Source organism: Brochothrix sp. (assembly GCF_017549435.1).
GTDB classification, from domain to species: Bacteria; Bacillota; Bacilli; order Lactobacillales; family Listeriaceae; genus Brochothrix; species Brochothrix thermosphacta.
In genome coordinates this window covers 12,344-27,254 of sequence record NZ_JAFYUW010000044.1, presented here as the reverse complement: position 1 = coordinate 27,254, position 14,911 = coordinate 12,344, and the positions used below count along the sequence as shown (strand labels likewise).

The following is a 14,911-nucleotide window of genomic DNA, read 5'->3' as shown; positions in this document are numbered from 1 at the left end:
GTTTCCCCATCAAACTTAATTGTATGACCTGCATTATCGCCACCTTGATAGCGTGCAATTATTTCGGCATGTTCACTTAAAAAGTCTGTGATTTTACCCTTACCTTCGTCACCCCATTGTGTACCTACTACAACAACTGAAGACATTCTAACACCTCATTCAAAAATTTTGTTATATACATTAAATCCACTCTCAATTTTACAACATTAAGCGTCTGTGGTCAATCTATTTACGAACAATGCTAAGCATTAACGATCTATCTGTTCGCTTTTGCTATCAGCTTTTAAGCCATATACTATTAGCAAGGCTTTTTACGGACAAATATCTGACAAATATTCAAAAAAACACCCTATCTAAAGATATAGCAAATTGCTAATCCTAATATAGGGTGGGATGTTATTTTAGTAGAAAGATACGACTTCTTTGTACAATGCATCTGTTTGTGTTAATCCACAGACCGTTGTCAATACATAATCTAAACCTTCTTCTTTCAACATCTTTTGTAGTTTAACAGCTTCATCATCAGATGCGTCATCAAATTTCAAGGCTGCGACAATTGCCTTCGCTAAATTTTCATGAGGAAGCCCCAATTTACCGGCCTCTACCGCAGGACGCACAAGACGATCTGCAGCACCCAATTTACGCAATGGAGAGCGTCCTACACGATCAACACCATCTGCCAAAAGTGGGTTTTCGAAACGATGGATAATTTTTTTGATATAAGCGGCATGTTCTGTCGCATCAAGACCATAACGTTTAATTAAATAACCACCCGTTTCACCTAAGGTTGCTTCCACTTGTTCATAAATTGCTTTGTCTTCTAATGTTTGATCAATTGTCGCATAACCTTTAGCATAACCGAGGTAAGCTGTTACCGCATGTCCTGTATTAACAGTGAATAATTTACGTTCAATAAAAGGCGCTAGGTCAGGAACAACTGTCATTCCAGTAATTTCTGGCAACGCTGTTTTACTTTCAACTACCCATTCATAATAAGCTTCTACCATTACATCTAAGCCTAAACCTTCGGGTTGCGCTGGCACAATACGATCGACCGCTGAATTACAGAAATGAACATGTTCTTTAATTTTCACTTTCGTTTCAGCATCGACCGCTGCTAAAATAGCATCTCGTAAAATATCTGTTGCTGAAATTTGGTTTTCACAGGCAATTACATACAAAGGTTCTCTAGAATGTTGTACACGTTTTGTGATTGCTTTTGCAATAGCAGGTGCGATTAATGGTAAAATACCTGCACCAATCGCTGTTGTTAAAAACGTCGCTTCGCCAATCAAGTCTTCTACTTCCGTGATTTGTGAGCCACTATTTAAGCCAGCCACTGGTTTAATAAGGCTTTCTTGCGGCGTTGGCTCTGCTGTAACAACTTTGTATTGTTTTTGTGTGTTTAATTGATCAATAACGGTTTGATTTAAATCGGCAAAGGTCACTTCATAACTTGCTTCATTTAGCAATGCGCCAATGAATCCACGCCCAATATTTCCTGCTCCAAAATGAATTGCTTTTTTCATGATTTATCATTCCTTTGTGTTTTATTTATAATATATTTTTGCAGTGCCTGTTCTAATTGTTTACGAATCAAAACTTCTTGCCCTGATGAAAAAACGGCAATATGTTTAGGACTCTCAATAATCAAGGCACTGATCATACTAACAATTTCAAGTTCTGACTGGCTAAGATTTTCAGGTGCCAGCATTAAAATAAAGTTATTCACCGGCCATTCACGTGCATCCATCCCTTTAAGATGATAAGGCTGTTGCGTTTGAACAATTGCAAATGAGAGCTCAGAGATTTGTTCGTGTCGACAGTGATACAATGCCATATTAGTATCTGGTATCGCTAGTCCACCTTGCTTTTCTCGCCAGATAAGCTGTTCAAAAATATGATCTACGGCGCCCGTTTTTTTCATTTTCACATTCGCTTGTACCATGCGATAGAGTATCTTTTCATAAGATACACCACTTGTATCAAACGTCACTTTTAAATCATCTAACAAACTATGAACAGCCGCAAGCGTCTTGTCTAATTCACCAATAAATGTTGAAAAATCTTCTGTCAACGGCACGGGTTGTTCTTCAACCACGCGAGTTGATGATAGGTATTTTTTTTGTTCCATTATGACTGGTAAATGCTCTTTAATGTAGCGACGCACAGAACGTACATCTTCAATTGAGAGCAACGGGTTAACTAACAAATAATCTTTCGGTGGATGCTGTAACCGCACTGTCGATAAAACAATATCGTAGTCATTCCAATCCAATTTTTGCATATCTGTCATCGAAGCAATGGCGTGTTGCGTTAGCTCAGGCACTTCTTTTTTCAACCGTGTGGCTAACATTTTAGAGGCCCCAATACCTGTCGGACAGATAATCAATGTCGCAATATCGATTTGTTCTTTTTTCATTTCTAACGCTGAACCAAAATGAAGTACAATATAAGCCATCTCATCAATTGCTAATGCATGGCCATTTAATTCTTCTTGTATCGCTTTTTCAATAGCCATAAATAACAATGGATACTGGCGACGAATATCTGCTGATAAAGGATTGTATACAGTGATATTATTTTGAAACCTAAAAATTGCTGATGGCATATGGGCTAATAAACCTTGAAAAAGTGAAAAGTCATCCGTTAAATCAACATTCAGTTGATCAGAAACACTATTAATTAGCTGGTGCACTAAACGATTAATCAACAAACTATCATAACCGCCCATTGTTTCATTGAGTTGTACGGCACTCTGCCATAAAACAGCAACTTCATATTCTTCTACATGTGAGAGCGGTACATCCGACTGTTTTTTAAAATTGTGCGCAAATTTATAGGCATCATCCGTTAAACGCATAGACGGTTCGTGTGCTTCTAAAACGAAGCCACTCTCAATACGATGTAATGTAATCGCAAGTTGAATCAAAAAACGCATATAGGAGTTCATTGCCATTTGGTAGTGGGTATCCGCAATATATTTTTTTTCAAAACAGTTAATGTGCTTAATTGTATCGATAGGAATATAAGCAAACCAATCAACCGATTCTGTTTTTTCCTGCTCTAGTTCCAATAACAAATCAACTAATTGTTCATCAAAGTGTTGTAAAAGATAGTTCGCTAATGCTTGTCGCTTATTTTTCTCTAAACCGACTAATTGAATACCGCTACCTCGATAACGTTCCACACTTACTTGTAAGGGTGTTAACCATTCAGATAAAACATCCAAATAACTACTAGCCGTTTGCACAGATACGCCGACATCCGTAGCTAAACTACTTAATTTGTAAGGTTCTTGTTGATGCGCAAGTATTTTTAACAACAACCAGTTTTTTTCTTCGGGTGTTTGGTCTAACGCTTCAGCTTGATGGAGCTCTTGTGCTAATTTAAACATATTAGCATTCGTTCCAGCAATTTGAAATTCTTGTTCCGTCTTACTCAAGGAAAGATGAAAAGTAGCTAACGTATGAGACACATTTTTTAAATCTCGCTGTACAGTTCGACGGCTCACTTTTAGCTGCGAACTAAAATAGTCCAACGTATTGCCTGATTTGTTTTTTAATAAGGTCTCTAAGATAACTTTTTCACGCGTCGTTAAAAACACTGGACGTCCTCCTCTGTTTTCTGTCGGTAAAGTATATCATCTAGCAGCAATCACTGTCATTTTTACGAATCCGAGTCATAGCACCTTCCGTTAATCGGAAGATGCTTGCTCGACAAAGTCTTTTATTTGTTATTTCGCTTTTGTAAGATGATCAACGAGTGTTTCTTTATCCGTTGCAATCACCATTGCATCCACTTCCGACATATCTGCACACGTCTCAGCAATCATTGATAGTATTTCAAGATGATCGTTGTTTGCGCCTGCGATTGCGAAGATTAATTTCACTTGGTTTCCATTAAAATCAACACCTTCTGGTACTTGAACAATAATGACACCTGATTTCTTCACAGCTTGTTTAGCCGCTTCAGTACCGTGTGGAATTGCTACTTCATTTCCCATATAAGTTGATAAGTCATTATCGCGAGTAATCATCGCTTCTACATAATCAGTTGCGACATATCCTTTTTCTACCAACTTTTCACCAGCAAATCGAATCGCTTCATCTTTGTTAGCAAAAGCTTTATTGAGATACACGTTTTCAGTGTTCAAAATTGCAAGATTTGCTGCACTTGAATTAACTGGTGTTGCTTCTTCTACCGCTTCACTTTCAGTATGTGTTGCTGTTAAACGTTCAATTAAATTATCATACTCTGGGCTATCTAAGAAATTATCCACAGAGATATGAAGTGCATTTGCCCGCTTATCTTTTGCACGTGGTGTTAATTCACGTTGTGTGATAATAATTTGAGCATCTGATGGCAATTGCGAAATCGCCGTGTTTGTTACTGTGATATCTAATTTTGCTTGTTTTACTTTTTTACGTAATAATGAGGCACCCATTGCGCTTGAACCCATACCGGCATCACAAGCAAATACGATTTTATTAACTGCCTTCAAATCTGTCGTTGAACTCGTATCCGTAAAATGACCTGCAACGCTACTTTCTTTACCTTTCATTGCATTCATTTTAGCTGTTGCATCTTCAATTGATTCATCTGATTTTTTACTAAAGCGTAAAATCAGTGCTGCGACAGCAAAAGAAACCACTGTTGCTACTATAACTCCAGCAAGGTTTGCACCGTAATTAGCAAAACCTTTTGGTGTTGCTGCTAGTACCGCCAAAATACTACCTGGTGATGCAGGCCCAATTAAACCTCCATTAAATAGTGTTAAAGTGAACACACCACTCATACCACCTGCGATTGCTGCAATGAGCAATGCGGGTTTCATTAAGATATATGGGAAATAGATTTCATGAATACCACCAACAAATTGGATAATTGCTGCACCTGGAGCTGTACGCTTAGCTGCACCTGTTCCAAATAAGCTAAGTGCTAACAAAATACCAAAACCTGGTCCTGGGTTTGCTTCAAGTAAGAACAACACCGACTTACCTGATTCTGCAGCTTGTTGTACACCTAAAGGTGTTAAGATCCCTTGATTAATTGCGTTATTTAAGAATAGCACTTTACCTGGCTCAATAAAGATTGAAGCTAGTGGTAATAAGTTGGCATTAACAATCCAATCAACTGCGCTTGCTAATGTGTTATTAAGTGCTGCCATTACTGGGCCTACACCTTTCAAACCAATAACAGCTAAAATACCACCAAGGATACCTGCTGAGAAGTTGTTCACTAACATTTCAAGACCTGATTTGATTTTCCCTTCAATCAGAGCATCAAATTTTTTCATTAAGTAACCTGCAAGAGGTCCCATGATCATTGCACCTAAGAACATCGGCACATCTGATCCAACGATAACACCCATCGTTGCAATTGCACCAACAACTCCACCACGATGACCGTGGACGATTTTACCACCAGAAAAACCAATTAATAACGGAAGTAAATAGTTGACCATTGGCCCAACCAACTCAGCTATTGCTTTGTTTGGCCACCAACCATCTGGTATAAATAATGCTGTAATTAATCCCCAAGCAATGAATGCCCCTATATTAGGTAGAACCATTGAGCTTAAAAAGTTACCGAACTTTTGAATCCCTTGTCTACCACTTGCTTTTTCTTTTGCCATTGTTCATCCCTCTTCCCTTTTAAACGATTTGATATCGCTTTCATAGTTCAATCTTATAACGAGACGTCTAGACATTCAATCTATTGTAAGACCAAGTTTGTCACAACAAGTTGTGACAAACTTGTGATTCCATAAAAAAGACGCCTTCTATAGCAGAAGACGCCTCAGCACACAGAAATAATAATATTAAATTGTTTCAGTCTAACAGCTGAGTATCGTTATCATCTCGATACTCTGTCGTTAGTCATCAGAATTATTCTTGCTCGCCATCCTTAGCATTTCCCATCATAAAGATGGCAATCGCAGCGATTGCGATTGGAATCAACGCAACAAAAAACATTGTTGACACACTTGAGGCCATAGCATCAATCACTTTATTTAAAACTTCAGTTGGTATTTTAGCACGCGCAGATGATTCAAACAGCTGCTGTGTATTACCAAACTGAGCTAAGTCTACTTTGGCTCCCACAAATTTATCACTTAATTTAGTGTTAAATACATTTGATTGTAACGCGCCAAACATCGCAATACCTAATGTCATACCGAACGAACGGATAAATGAATTAGTTGATGTGGCAGTCCCTCGAAAACGTGGTTCCAATTGGTGCATCGATGCCGTTGGTAAAATTGAGAAGGAGAAACCTACGCCAATTCCTGTCAGTGCCATATAAACCGCTAAAAGGATGCGAGACGTGTCAGCTGAAATGGTTGATAACAACGCCATCCCAATAAAAAACACGACAACAGAGATACTCATCAAGTGACGGAATTTCACACGTGTTAAAAAGATTCCGCCTGTCGCACTACCTACAACAGATCCAATCATCATTGGCATTAAAATAAACCCTGCATTCGTTGCACTCCCGCCATACACGGCTTGCACGAAGATTGGGATATAAACCGTCAGAATAATAAATGTTGCCCCATATAATAATGCGGCGATTTGTGCTGTTAAAAACAGGCGACGCTTAAACAAGCCAAATGGTAAAATCGGATCCACAGCACGTTTCTCCGCCATTACAAACAGCCCAGAAAAGAGTACAAATATCACTGCGAGAGCGATAATTTCGGCTGAATCCCACGCAAAGGTGTTACCGCCTAACTCTAAGCCAAACATTAAACTAACGACTGCAACCACTAACGTTGCCGCTCCTAACCAATCAACGACTTGTTTTTGTGGTGCATTGTTTTCTTTATAGAAGAGCATAATTAGTGCAATGACCACGATACCAATTGGCACATTCACATAAAACACCCAATGCCAGCTGAAATTATCGGTAATATAAGCACCTAACATCGGCCCCATTACACTTGATAAACCAAAAACTGCACCTAACATCCCAGTCATCTTGCCGCGTTGTTGCGGTGGGAAAATATCATAAACGATTGTAAAAGCAATCGGCATTAAAGCCCCACCACCTATACCTTGAATCGCACGGAAAATACTAAGTTGAATCATGCTATCTGCTAGTCCACACAAAGCTGATCCAATCAGGAAGACGACTATCCCAAAAATGAAGAAACGTTTACGTCCATACATGTCGGATAACTTACCAAAGACTGGCATCCCAGCCATCATCGTTACCATATAAGCAGCTGTTACCCATACAAAGTGGTCAAGTCCACCTAAATCGGAGACAATCGTCCCCATCGCAGTCGCTACAATTGTATTGTCCATCGCTGCCATGAGAATCCCTAGTAGCAATCCTACAACGACAAATTTTATTTTTTTATCAGTCATTCTTTTCACCTCAAGTTAATTTTACTCTTTATAAATCCTATATTGTATCATATTTTTCACGATAAAAAAGCCTGACACGCGTCAGGCTCTATCTTGCATAAGATTAAAAGCTAGAAGTACTATTTAAGCCCCCATCGGAGGTGGCATATCATCACGTACAACAAGGTCAACGAACTTGTTATACTCCTTCACAAAGGCAAGTTGCACAGTCCCGACAGGACCATTACGTTGCTTTGCAATAATAATTTCAATCGTACCATTATCTTCATCTGCTGCTTCACGATCGTAATAATCTTCACGATACAAGAAAGCAACAATATCAGCATCTTGCTCAATCGAACCCGATTCACGAATATCAGACATCATTGGTCGTTTATCTTGACGTTGTTCAACACCACGTGACAACTGAGATAAGGCAATAACAGGCACTTCAAGTTCACGCGCCAACTGTTTCAAGGTACGTGAGATTTCTGAAACTTCTTGCTGACGGTTTTCACCACCACCAATACCGCTCCCTTGAATTAATTGTAAATAATCAATCACAATCATACCTAAACCATGTTCTTGTTTTAGACGACGACATTTTGATCGAATCTCGTTCACACGAATACCTGGTGAATCATCAATGAAAATATTAGTGCTTGATAACGTACTAATTGCTAATGCCAACTTGCGCCATTCTTCATCATTTAGTTTACCCGTACGCATATTTTGTGCATCAATATTGCCCTCAGCACAAAGCATACGGTTAATTAATTGACTCGCGCCCATTTCCAAACTGAAGATAGCCACGGTTTCGTTCGTCTTAATAGCTGTATTTTGTGCTATGTTTAAAGCAAAAGCCGTTTTACCTACAGAGGGTCGAGCAGCAACAATAATTAAATCATTCCGTTGAAAACCAGCAGTCATCCGATCCAACTCTTTAAAGCCTGTCGGTAGCCCTGTAATATCTCCTTCACGATTACTCAGCAATTCGATATTATCATACGCTTCAGAAAGCACATCGGTAATATTTTTAAATTGACCCACATTCTTACGTTGCGCAACTTCTAAAATACGACGTTCGGCATCATCCACAAGCGCCTCGACGGTCTCTTCATTAGCAAAACCACTTGTAGCAATTTGCGTGGCAGTGTTTATCAAACGTCTTAACAATGCTTTTTCTTCGACGATTTCAATATAATAACCAACGTTAGCTGCCGTCGGTACCGATACTGCTAAATCTGTTAAGTACGAAATACCACCAATATCCTCAATTAAGCCTTGCGATGTTAACGTCTCCGAAACGGTGACAACATCCAGCGCTTTACCTTGCTCATTCATCATCACCATTGCTCGGAAAATATGTTGATGCGCCTGACGATAAAAGTCCTCGGGTTGCAAGACTTCTGCGGCTGTAATCAAAGCATTAGGTTCTATAAATATCGCACCAATAATCGCTTGTTCGGCTTCATTATTTTGAGGCGGTGTACGATCGATGTTATCCATCAGGCAACTCCTTCCATCGTTTACTTTTTGTTACTATTTTTCTTCACTCACATGAACGTTAAAGACAGCCTCAACGTCATGATGTAATTTAATAGGGACTTTTGTTACGCCTAATGAACGGATTGGGTCCATTGTCATTTTACGTTTATCCACTTTAATGCCTGCTTGTTTTTCTAAACCTTGTACAACTTGCTTAGAAGATACTGAACCGAAAATACGACCATCCGCACCCACTTTAGCTTTTAATTCAACTGTTACTTTTTCTAATTCTGCTTTTAAAGCTTCAGCTTCAGCTAATTCTTCTGCTGCTAATTTATCTGCTTTTTTATTTTTAGCTTTTAATGTGCTAATACTTGTTGCGTTCGCTTCTTGAGCCAAACCTTGTTTGATCAGGAAGTTTTGTGCATAACCATCAGGCACTTCTTTAATTTCACCTTTTTTACCTTTACCTTTTACATCTTTTAATAGAATAACTTTCATTTTATTCTTCCCCTTTCCAATAAGCATCGATCGCTTCTTTTAGGCGTACCTCTGCTTCCTCACAACTAACGTCCGCTATTTGCGTCGCCGCGTTCGAAAGATGGCCGCCGCCATCGAGCATTTCCATAATAATCTGTACGTTGATTTCGCCGAGCGAACGCGCACTTATGCCCACTCTATCATCTTCACGTCTAAATAACACAAACGAAGCCTCTACACCTTCCATTCCTAACATACGATCAGCCGCTTGGGCTGCTAATACATTATTGTAAGGAACATCGTCTGGCCCCATTGTAATTGCCATACCGTCATGATAAAAGCTCATCGTTTCAACGAGACGATTACGTTTAACAAATGTATCTAAATTCTCTTTTAAAAACTGTTGAACTAACACGGTGTCTGCACCTAATGAGCGTAAATATGATGCCGCATCAAATGTTCGCGAACCTGTTCGTAATGTAAAGTTTTTAGTATCGACTACAATCCCGGCTAACATAGCTGTTGCTTCAATTGCTGAAATCGATGTTCCTGTTGGTTGATATTCAAACAACTCTGTAATCAATTCTGCCGTTGATGAGGCATAAGGTTCAATATAAACCAATACAGGGTTAGGATGCTCAATAAAGTGTTCTGAGCGTCGATGATGATCAATAATCACACATTGATCAATCATATCCAATAATTCATTGGCTTCAACCATCGCAGGGTTATGTGTATCAACCACAACTAACAGTGTTTTTTTAGTGATATGATTCTTAACCTTTTGGGGTGAGATAATATTGCGCGTAACATCCGTATTCTTATCAATCTCACTCATTAAACGCTGAACATCATCGTTTAACATCTCCGTATCCACAACAACATAGGCATCCTTACCGTTCATTTCAGCAATTTTACGAATACCTAAGCAGGATCCGATGACATCCATATCTGGAAAACGATGACCTACCACTACAACGTTATCACTTTGCGATATTAACTCTTGTAACGCTTGTGAAATAACACGTGCACGTACGCGCGTCCGTTTTTCCATGGGGTTAGTTTTACCGCCATAAAAACGCACTTTTGCCTCGGGTTGTTTGATAACCACTTGATCGCCACCACGTCCTAAAGCTAAGTCCAATGATGATTGACTTAATTCTGCAAGCAATGTTAGATCAGGATCATTATATGCCAAACCAATACTTAAAGTTAACGGGATATTTTTCTTCGATGTTTTTTCACGAATGACATCAAGAATCGCAAATTTATTTTGTTCTAACTCAACCAACGTTGAATAGCGCATCACAACTGTATAGCGTTCTGATGACATCCTTTTCAAGAAAATCGCATGTGTTCGTGCCCATTGACCTAAGGTTGACGTAACAATGTTGTTTAACGCACCACGTCGTCTATCATCCATACCTTGTGTCCATTCATCATAATTGTCTAAGAAAATAACACCGATAACAATTTGATTTTCTTCATTTTCTTGTACCAATCCCTCAAGTTCATTAGCGTCTTGAAGATACAAAAAACGTTCATTCTTGTTCACTGTAACTTCAAAATACTGATTGTTCCACTGGATGGTCTGAGTGTTATCTGTCGTTGCGTTCTGAATAATACGCCACAAATCTGACTCTTCATTATTCAAAGTAAGTCCGATAACTTCTTCGTAGTCAAAGTATTTACGCATATAAGCATTCATCCATTCAACTTGGGACTCTTCATTGTAAATCAGTAAACCTAAAGGCATTTCACTTACTGCACGTTGTTCCGCTTTTTGTACACGTGACGCTAACATATTTGTTGTCTGTTGTATTTGTTTATTCAATTTAAATTCCGCAATAATCAACACGACTAATGTAGCTCCTGCTAAAATAAAAAACGGAAATACCAACCACCAATTATTAACTTGCGAGACAATCGCCATCACTACAAAAAGGATAACAATTGCATATAATAAAAAGCGGACATAGCGACGTTGCATGTATGATAACATTGTTTCAACTCCACTCTGTTCATCTTAAAAAAGACAAATCATTTCATGATTACTCTTGTAATTTTACCATACTCAACCGTTTTTTTTTCAAATCGGTCCTTTTTTTTTCATATCGGCGATTAACCACTACATATTGATACTAATTATTAGAGACAAACTTTCATACAATTTTCACTTAAAATTAGTACTAACTACCAAAAAACACCCTATTGTCACAATTACAAAATAGGCAAATCAGCGTGTGAATGTTATGATATATGGAGATAAAGAGATTCTCTTAACTAAAATATAAAGGAATGAATTCACGTGTCAAAAGTTAAAGATGCAGCATATTATGAACATCTTAAAAAAATGCTAATTGCTATACTATCCGCCTTTTTATGTGCTATCAGTATGAAACTATTTTTAATACCTGCGAAAGTTTATGCTTCTGGTTTAAATGGGGCTGCTCAGCTGATTGTTGATATTTTCCATGACTTTTTAAGCATCGATTTGCCAATGGGGCTACTTATAATCGCTCTTAATTTACCTGTTTTTTGGATTGGTTGGACTCGTGTAGGTAAGTCGCTCACATTTTATAGTTTTGTTGTGATTGGTATTACCGCTTTTTTCTTATCAGTTATCCCTACTCATCAAATTTCTGATGATATTATACTTAACTCTATTTTTGGTGGTGTTATTTCTGCCGCTGGTGTTGGTCTTGCTTTGAAACATGGTATTTCTACTGGTGGATTAGATATCATTGCCCTGTACCTGTCTCGTAAGAATGATACACCTACAGGCCGCTATTTCATGATTCTTAATGGTATTATCATCGTTGTAGCTGGAGCAGTTTATAACTGGCAGAACGCTTTATACACGCTAGTCTCACGCTATGTTAATAGCTACGTGATTGATCTTATTCATACAAATTATCAAAAATTGACTGTTTTTATCATCACGCCGCATGCAGATGCTGTTGTATCAGCTATTCAAGAAAACTTCGATCGTGGCGCTACGATTATCCCAGCATATGGTGGTTACTCAAAAAAACCAATTTATTCTGTCATGATGGTTGTAAGTAATTATGAAATTTACGAGATTGAACGCACAATTAAAAGCGTTGATCCTAAAGCATTTATAGACATAGTGGAAACACGTCGTTTAAATGGTTATTATCATAGCGAAAAAGAACAAAATTCTTTCTTGAAAAAACGTCAAAAACTAAAAAAAGATAATCACAAACACCCTAATGGCGAAAATATTATTGATTGTCAAAAACGTTACCGTCGTCGTTATCAACGTAATGGTGGTAAACAATCAACCATTACACATAATGAACACTTCCAAGCTAATCATAAGCACAACAAACAATAACAGAGGAGGTTTTAACATGCATCTAGCTGAAACAATCCAACAGAAAATGGCTACAGACCAACTTCACTCATTGTCCGATAACGAGCTACACAGTTTACTTGAACAAAGCAGCTCTTCATCACTTGTAATTGATCCTCAGGATAAACATTATACAACCGGTGATTTAATCAGTGATTTGATTACAAAAGATATTGTGTCACGTAAACAAAAACGTGACTTACTTAAAGTGCTTATTTCTGATAAATATCTCTTTAAAAATATTGATACACCACTTTCTAATGATGTGTTTAAACGAGTGTTTGCCTTACGTTTAATTGAGACACTCATAAAAAATGATGACCAGTTGATCGGGTTTTTACTTTCAGATCAAATTGATTTGATCTCGGTGTCACTCATTACCTACTTAAATAGAGAGACGGATTATCGTGGTTACCTTTTTTCTGACAATAACGCTTGGCTTCAAACGTTCACACACACAGCAAATGTGATTACGACAATTATCAGACACCCGCAAGTTTCAATAGATACAAAGATTTTACTATCAGAAGAGCTCTTAACAAAATACGCGACCTATCCTTCACACTTTCTATTTGGAGAAGAAATCGCTACTTCTAAAGCAATTACTTATTTAATTAAGCTTTATCCACACATAGAAGGCCGCGTACACGATTATTTATCTGCTTGGGTACCAACAATTGAATTCTCAACAGATGATGATGTGGCACGTTATTATAACCACCAACGTTTCGAGAATGCGTTTGTACTTTCACAAAAAATAATTAATTCAAACTAATATATAGTTTAAAAGAAGCAACTTATCCACATGTGGATAAGTTGCTTCTTTATTTTAGATATGACGTTACCCACAAAGATATCACCAGTTGTGGATAACATTTCCTTTTTCAGGCAATAAAAAAACCACTTTCCGGAAAAAGTGGCTAACTAATCGAACTTATTTTTCTTCTGCGACAAATGGTAATAAAGCCACTTGACGAGAACGTTTGATAGCGATAGTTAATTTACGTTGGTATTTAGCGCTTGTACCCGTTACACGACGTGGTAAAATTTTACCGCGTTCTGAAACGAATTTTTTAAGCAAATCTACATCTTTGTAATCGATGTACTCAATGTGGTTCGAAGTAAAGAAACATACTTTTTTACGACGACGTCCACCTCTGCGTTGTCCTGCCATAGTTGTTGACCTCCCTTAGTTTATTTTTAGAATGGTAAATCATCATCAGAAATATCGATTGGCTTGCCATCACTAGCAAACGGGTTGCTGAAAGCAGGCTTACTCGATTGTTGACTGTTTTGATTATACGCATTTCCTTGATTTGATTGTGGCTGTTGATTTCCACCATTATAAGAACTACTATCGTCATTATAATTGTTGCCGCCTTGATTGCTTCCACTCGCACCTGAATTTCCTGCGTTAGCATTACGCGGCTCTAAAAATTGAACACTCTCAGCGACCACTTCAGTTACATAAACGCGACGACCATCATTTGCTTCGTAATTACGCGTTTGTAAACGACCATCAACACCAGCTAAACTTCCTTTTTTCAAGAAATTAGCTACGTTTTCAGCCGCCTTACGCCAAACGACACAGTTAACAAAGTCAGCTTCTCGATCCCCTTGTTGATTCGTAAACGTACGATTTACAGCTAGTGTAAACGTGGCTACAGCAGCACCAGCTGGTGTGTAGCGAAGTTCTGGATCCTTAGTTAAACGACCCACTAGAACAACACGATTCATCATCAGACACAACCCCCTCTACTCTTAGTAATTTTTTTGCTATTTATGCTTCGTCTAAACGAACTATCATATGACGGATAACATCTTCACTGATTTTAGCTAAACGGTCAAATTCTTGACCTGATGCAGCATCTTCAGAATTGATTGTTACCAATTGATAGAAACCATCTTTAAAGTCGTTGATTTCATAAGCTAAACGGCGTTTACCCATATCTTTTACTTCGATGACTTCTGCACCTTCAGCTAAGATACCGTTAAAGCGTTCGAAAACAGCTTTTTTAGCTTCTTCTTCAATGTCTGGACGTACAATGTACATAATTTCGTACTTTCTCATCGTCTTTCACCTCCTTGTGGACTATGCGGTTCTATGATTAATCATAGAACAAGGAATAATTTTCATTACTCACATCTACGAATTATATCATATCTCCTATTCCAGTACAACTAATCATTTATATATATTTCTTTCAAT

At 38.1% G+C, this 14,911-nt stretch carries 13 protein-coding genes; 2 read left to right on the top strand and 11 right to left on the bottom strand.

Going from position 1 to position 14,911, the window contains the following annotated elements:
• The 8 genes from IKV95_RS03005 to IKV95_RS02970 form a co-directional block, all read right to left on the bottom strand.
• Window positions 1–146 (bottom strand): adenylosuccinate synthetase (locus tag IKV95_RS03005; protein ID WP_287451396.1); only part of this gene is annotated, 146 nt, incomplete at its 3' end.
• A 255-nt stretch (window positions 147–401) separates the two neighbouring features.
• Window positions 402–1,529, bottom strand: coding sequence for a mannitol-1-phosphate 5-dehydrogenase (locus IKV95_RS03000; RefSeq protein WP_029091932.1), 1,128 nt, complete (start codon window positions 1,527–1,529; stop codon window positions 402–404).
• Window positions 1,526–3,607: a BglG family transcription antiterminator gene (locus tag IKV95_RS02995; RefSeq protein ID WP_029091933.1), complete on the bottom strand. Its 2,082-nt coding sequence runs from the start codon at window positions 3,605–3,607 to the stop codon at window positions 1,526–1,528. The genes IKV95_RS03000 and IKV95_RS02995 overlap by 4 nt, the downstream gene beginning before the upstream one ends.
• 129 nt (window positions 3,608–3,736) lie before the next feature.
• Window positions 3,737–5,638: a PTS mannitol transporter subunit IICBA gene (locus tag IKV95_RS02990; protein ID WP_069119183.1), complete on the bottom strand. Its 1,902-nt coding sequence runs from the start codon at window positions 5,636–5,638 to the stop codon at window positions 3,737–3,739.
• A 253-nt stretch (window positions 5,639–5,891) separates the two neighbouring features.
• Complete coding sequence (locus IKV95_RS02985) at window positions 5,892–7,379, bottom strand: MDR family MFS transporter (protein WP_069129371.1); 1,488 nt, start codon at window positions 7,377–7,379, stop codon at window positions 5,892–5,894.
• 123 nt (window positions 7,380–7,502) lie between these two features.
• Window positions 7,503–8,867 (bottom strand): replicative DNA helicase, encoded by a 1,365-nt coding sequence (gene dnaB / locus IKV95_RS02980; RefSeq protein ID WP_069119187.1) that lies wholly within the window; start codon window positions 8,865–8,867, stop codon window positions 7,503–7,505.
• A 33-nt stretch (window positions 8,868–8,900) separates the two neighbouring features.
• A complete protein-coding gene (gene rplI, locus IKV95_RS02975; RefSeq protein ID WP_029091937.1) occupies window positions 8,901–9,347 on the bottom strand; it encodes a 50S ribosomal protein L9 in 447 nt (148 codons plus the stop codon).
• Between the two features lies 1 nt (window position 9,348).
• Window positions 9,349–11,328: a DHH family phosphoesterase gene (locus IKV95_RS02970; RefSeq protein ID WP_069136467.1), complete on the bottom strand. Its 1,980-nt coding sequence runs from the start codon at window positions 11,326–11,328 to the stop codon at window positions 9,349–9,351.
• 351 nt (window positions 11,329–11,679) lie between these two features.
• Here IKV95_RS02970 and IKV95_RS02965 point away from each other — a divergent pair, with 351 nt between their 5' ends.
• Both IKV95_RS02965 and IKV95_RS02960 read left to right on the top strand, forming a co-directional pair.
• Window positions 11,680–12,684: a YitT family protein gene (locus tag IKV95_RS02965; protein WP_080712942.1), complete on the top strand. Its 1,005-nt coding sequence runs from the start codon at window positions 11,680–11,682 to the stop codon at window positions 12,682–12,684.
• A 16-nt stretch (window positions 12,685–12,700) separates the two neighbouring features.
• Window positions 12,701–13,477, top strand: coding sequence for a DUF2785 domain-containing protein (locus tag IKV95_RS02960; protein WP_069119194.1), 777 nt, complete (start codon window positions 12,701–12,703; stop codon window positions 13,475–13,477).
• A gap of 159 nt (window positions 13,478–13,636) precedes the next feature.
• Here IKV95_RS02960 and rpsR read toward each other — a convergent pair whose 3' ends face one another.
• The 3 genes from rpsR to rpsF are packed head-to-tail and all read right to left on the bottom strand — an operon-like array spanning window position 13,637 to window position 14,773.
• Window positions 13,637–13,876, bottom strand: a complete 240-nt coding sequence (gene rpsR / locus IKV95_RS02955; RefSeq protein WP_029091940.1) for a 30S ribosomal protein S18 — start codon at window positions 13,874–13,876, stop codon at window positions 13,637–13,639.
• Between the two features lie 26 nt (window positions 13,877–13,902).
• On the bottom strand, window positions 13,903–14,442 hold the full coding sequence (gene ssb / locus IKV95_RS02950; protein WP_029091941.1) for a single-stranded DNA-binding protein: 540 nt from the start codon (window positions 14,440–14,442) through the stop codon (window positions 13,903–13,905).
• Between the two features lie 40 nt (window positions 14,443–14,482).
• Complete coding sequence (gene rpsF / locus IKV95_RS02945; protein WP_029091942.1) at window positions 14,483–14,773, bottom strand: 30S ribosomal protein S6; 291 nt, start codon at window positions 14,771–14,773, stop codon at window positions 14,483–14,485.
• Window positions 14,774–14,911 lie beyond the last annotated feature (138 nt).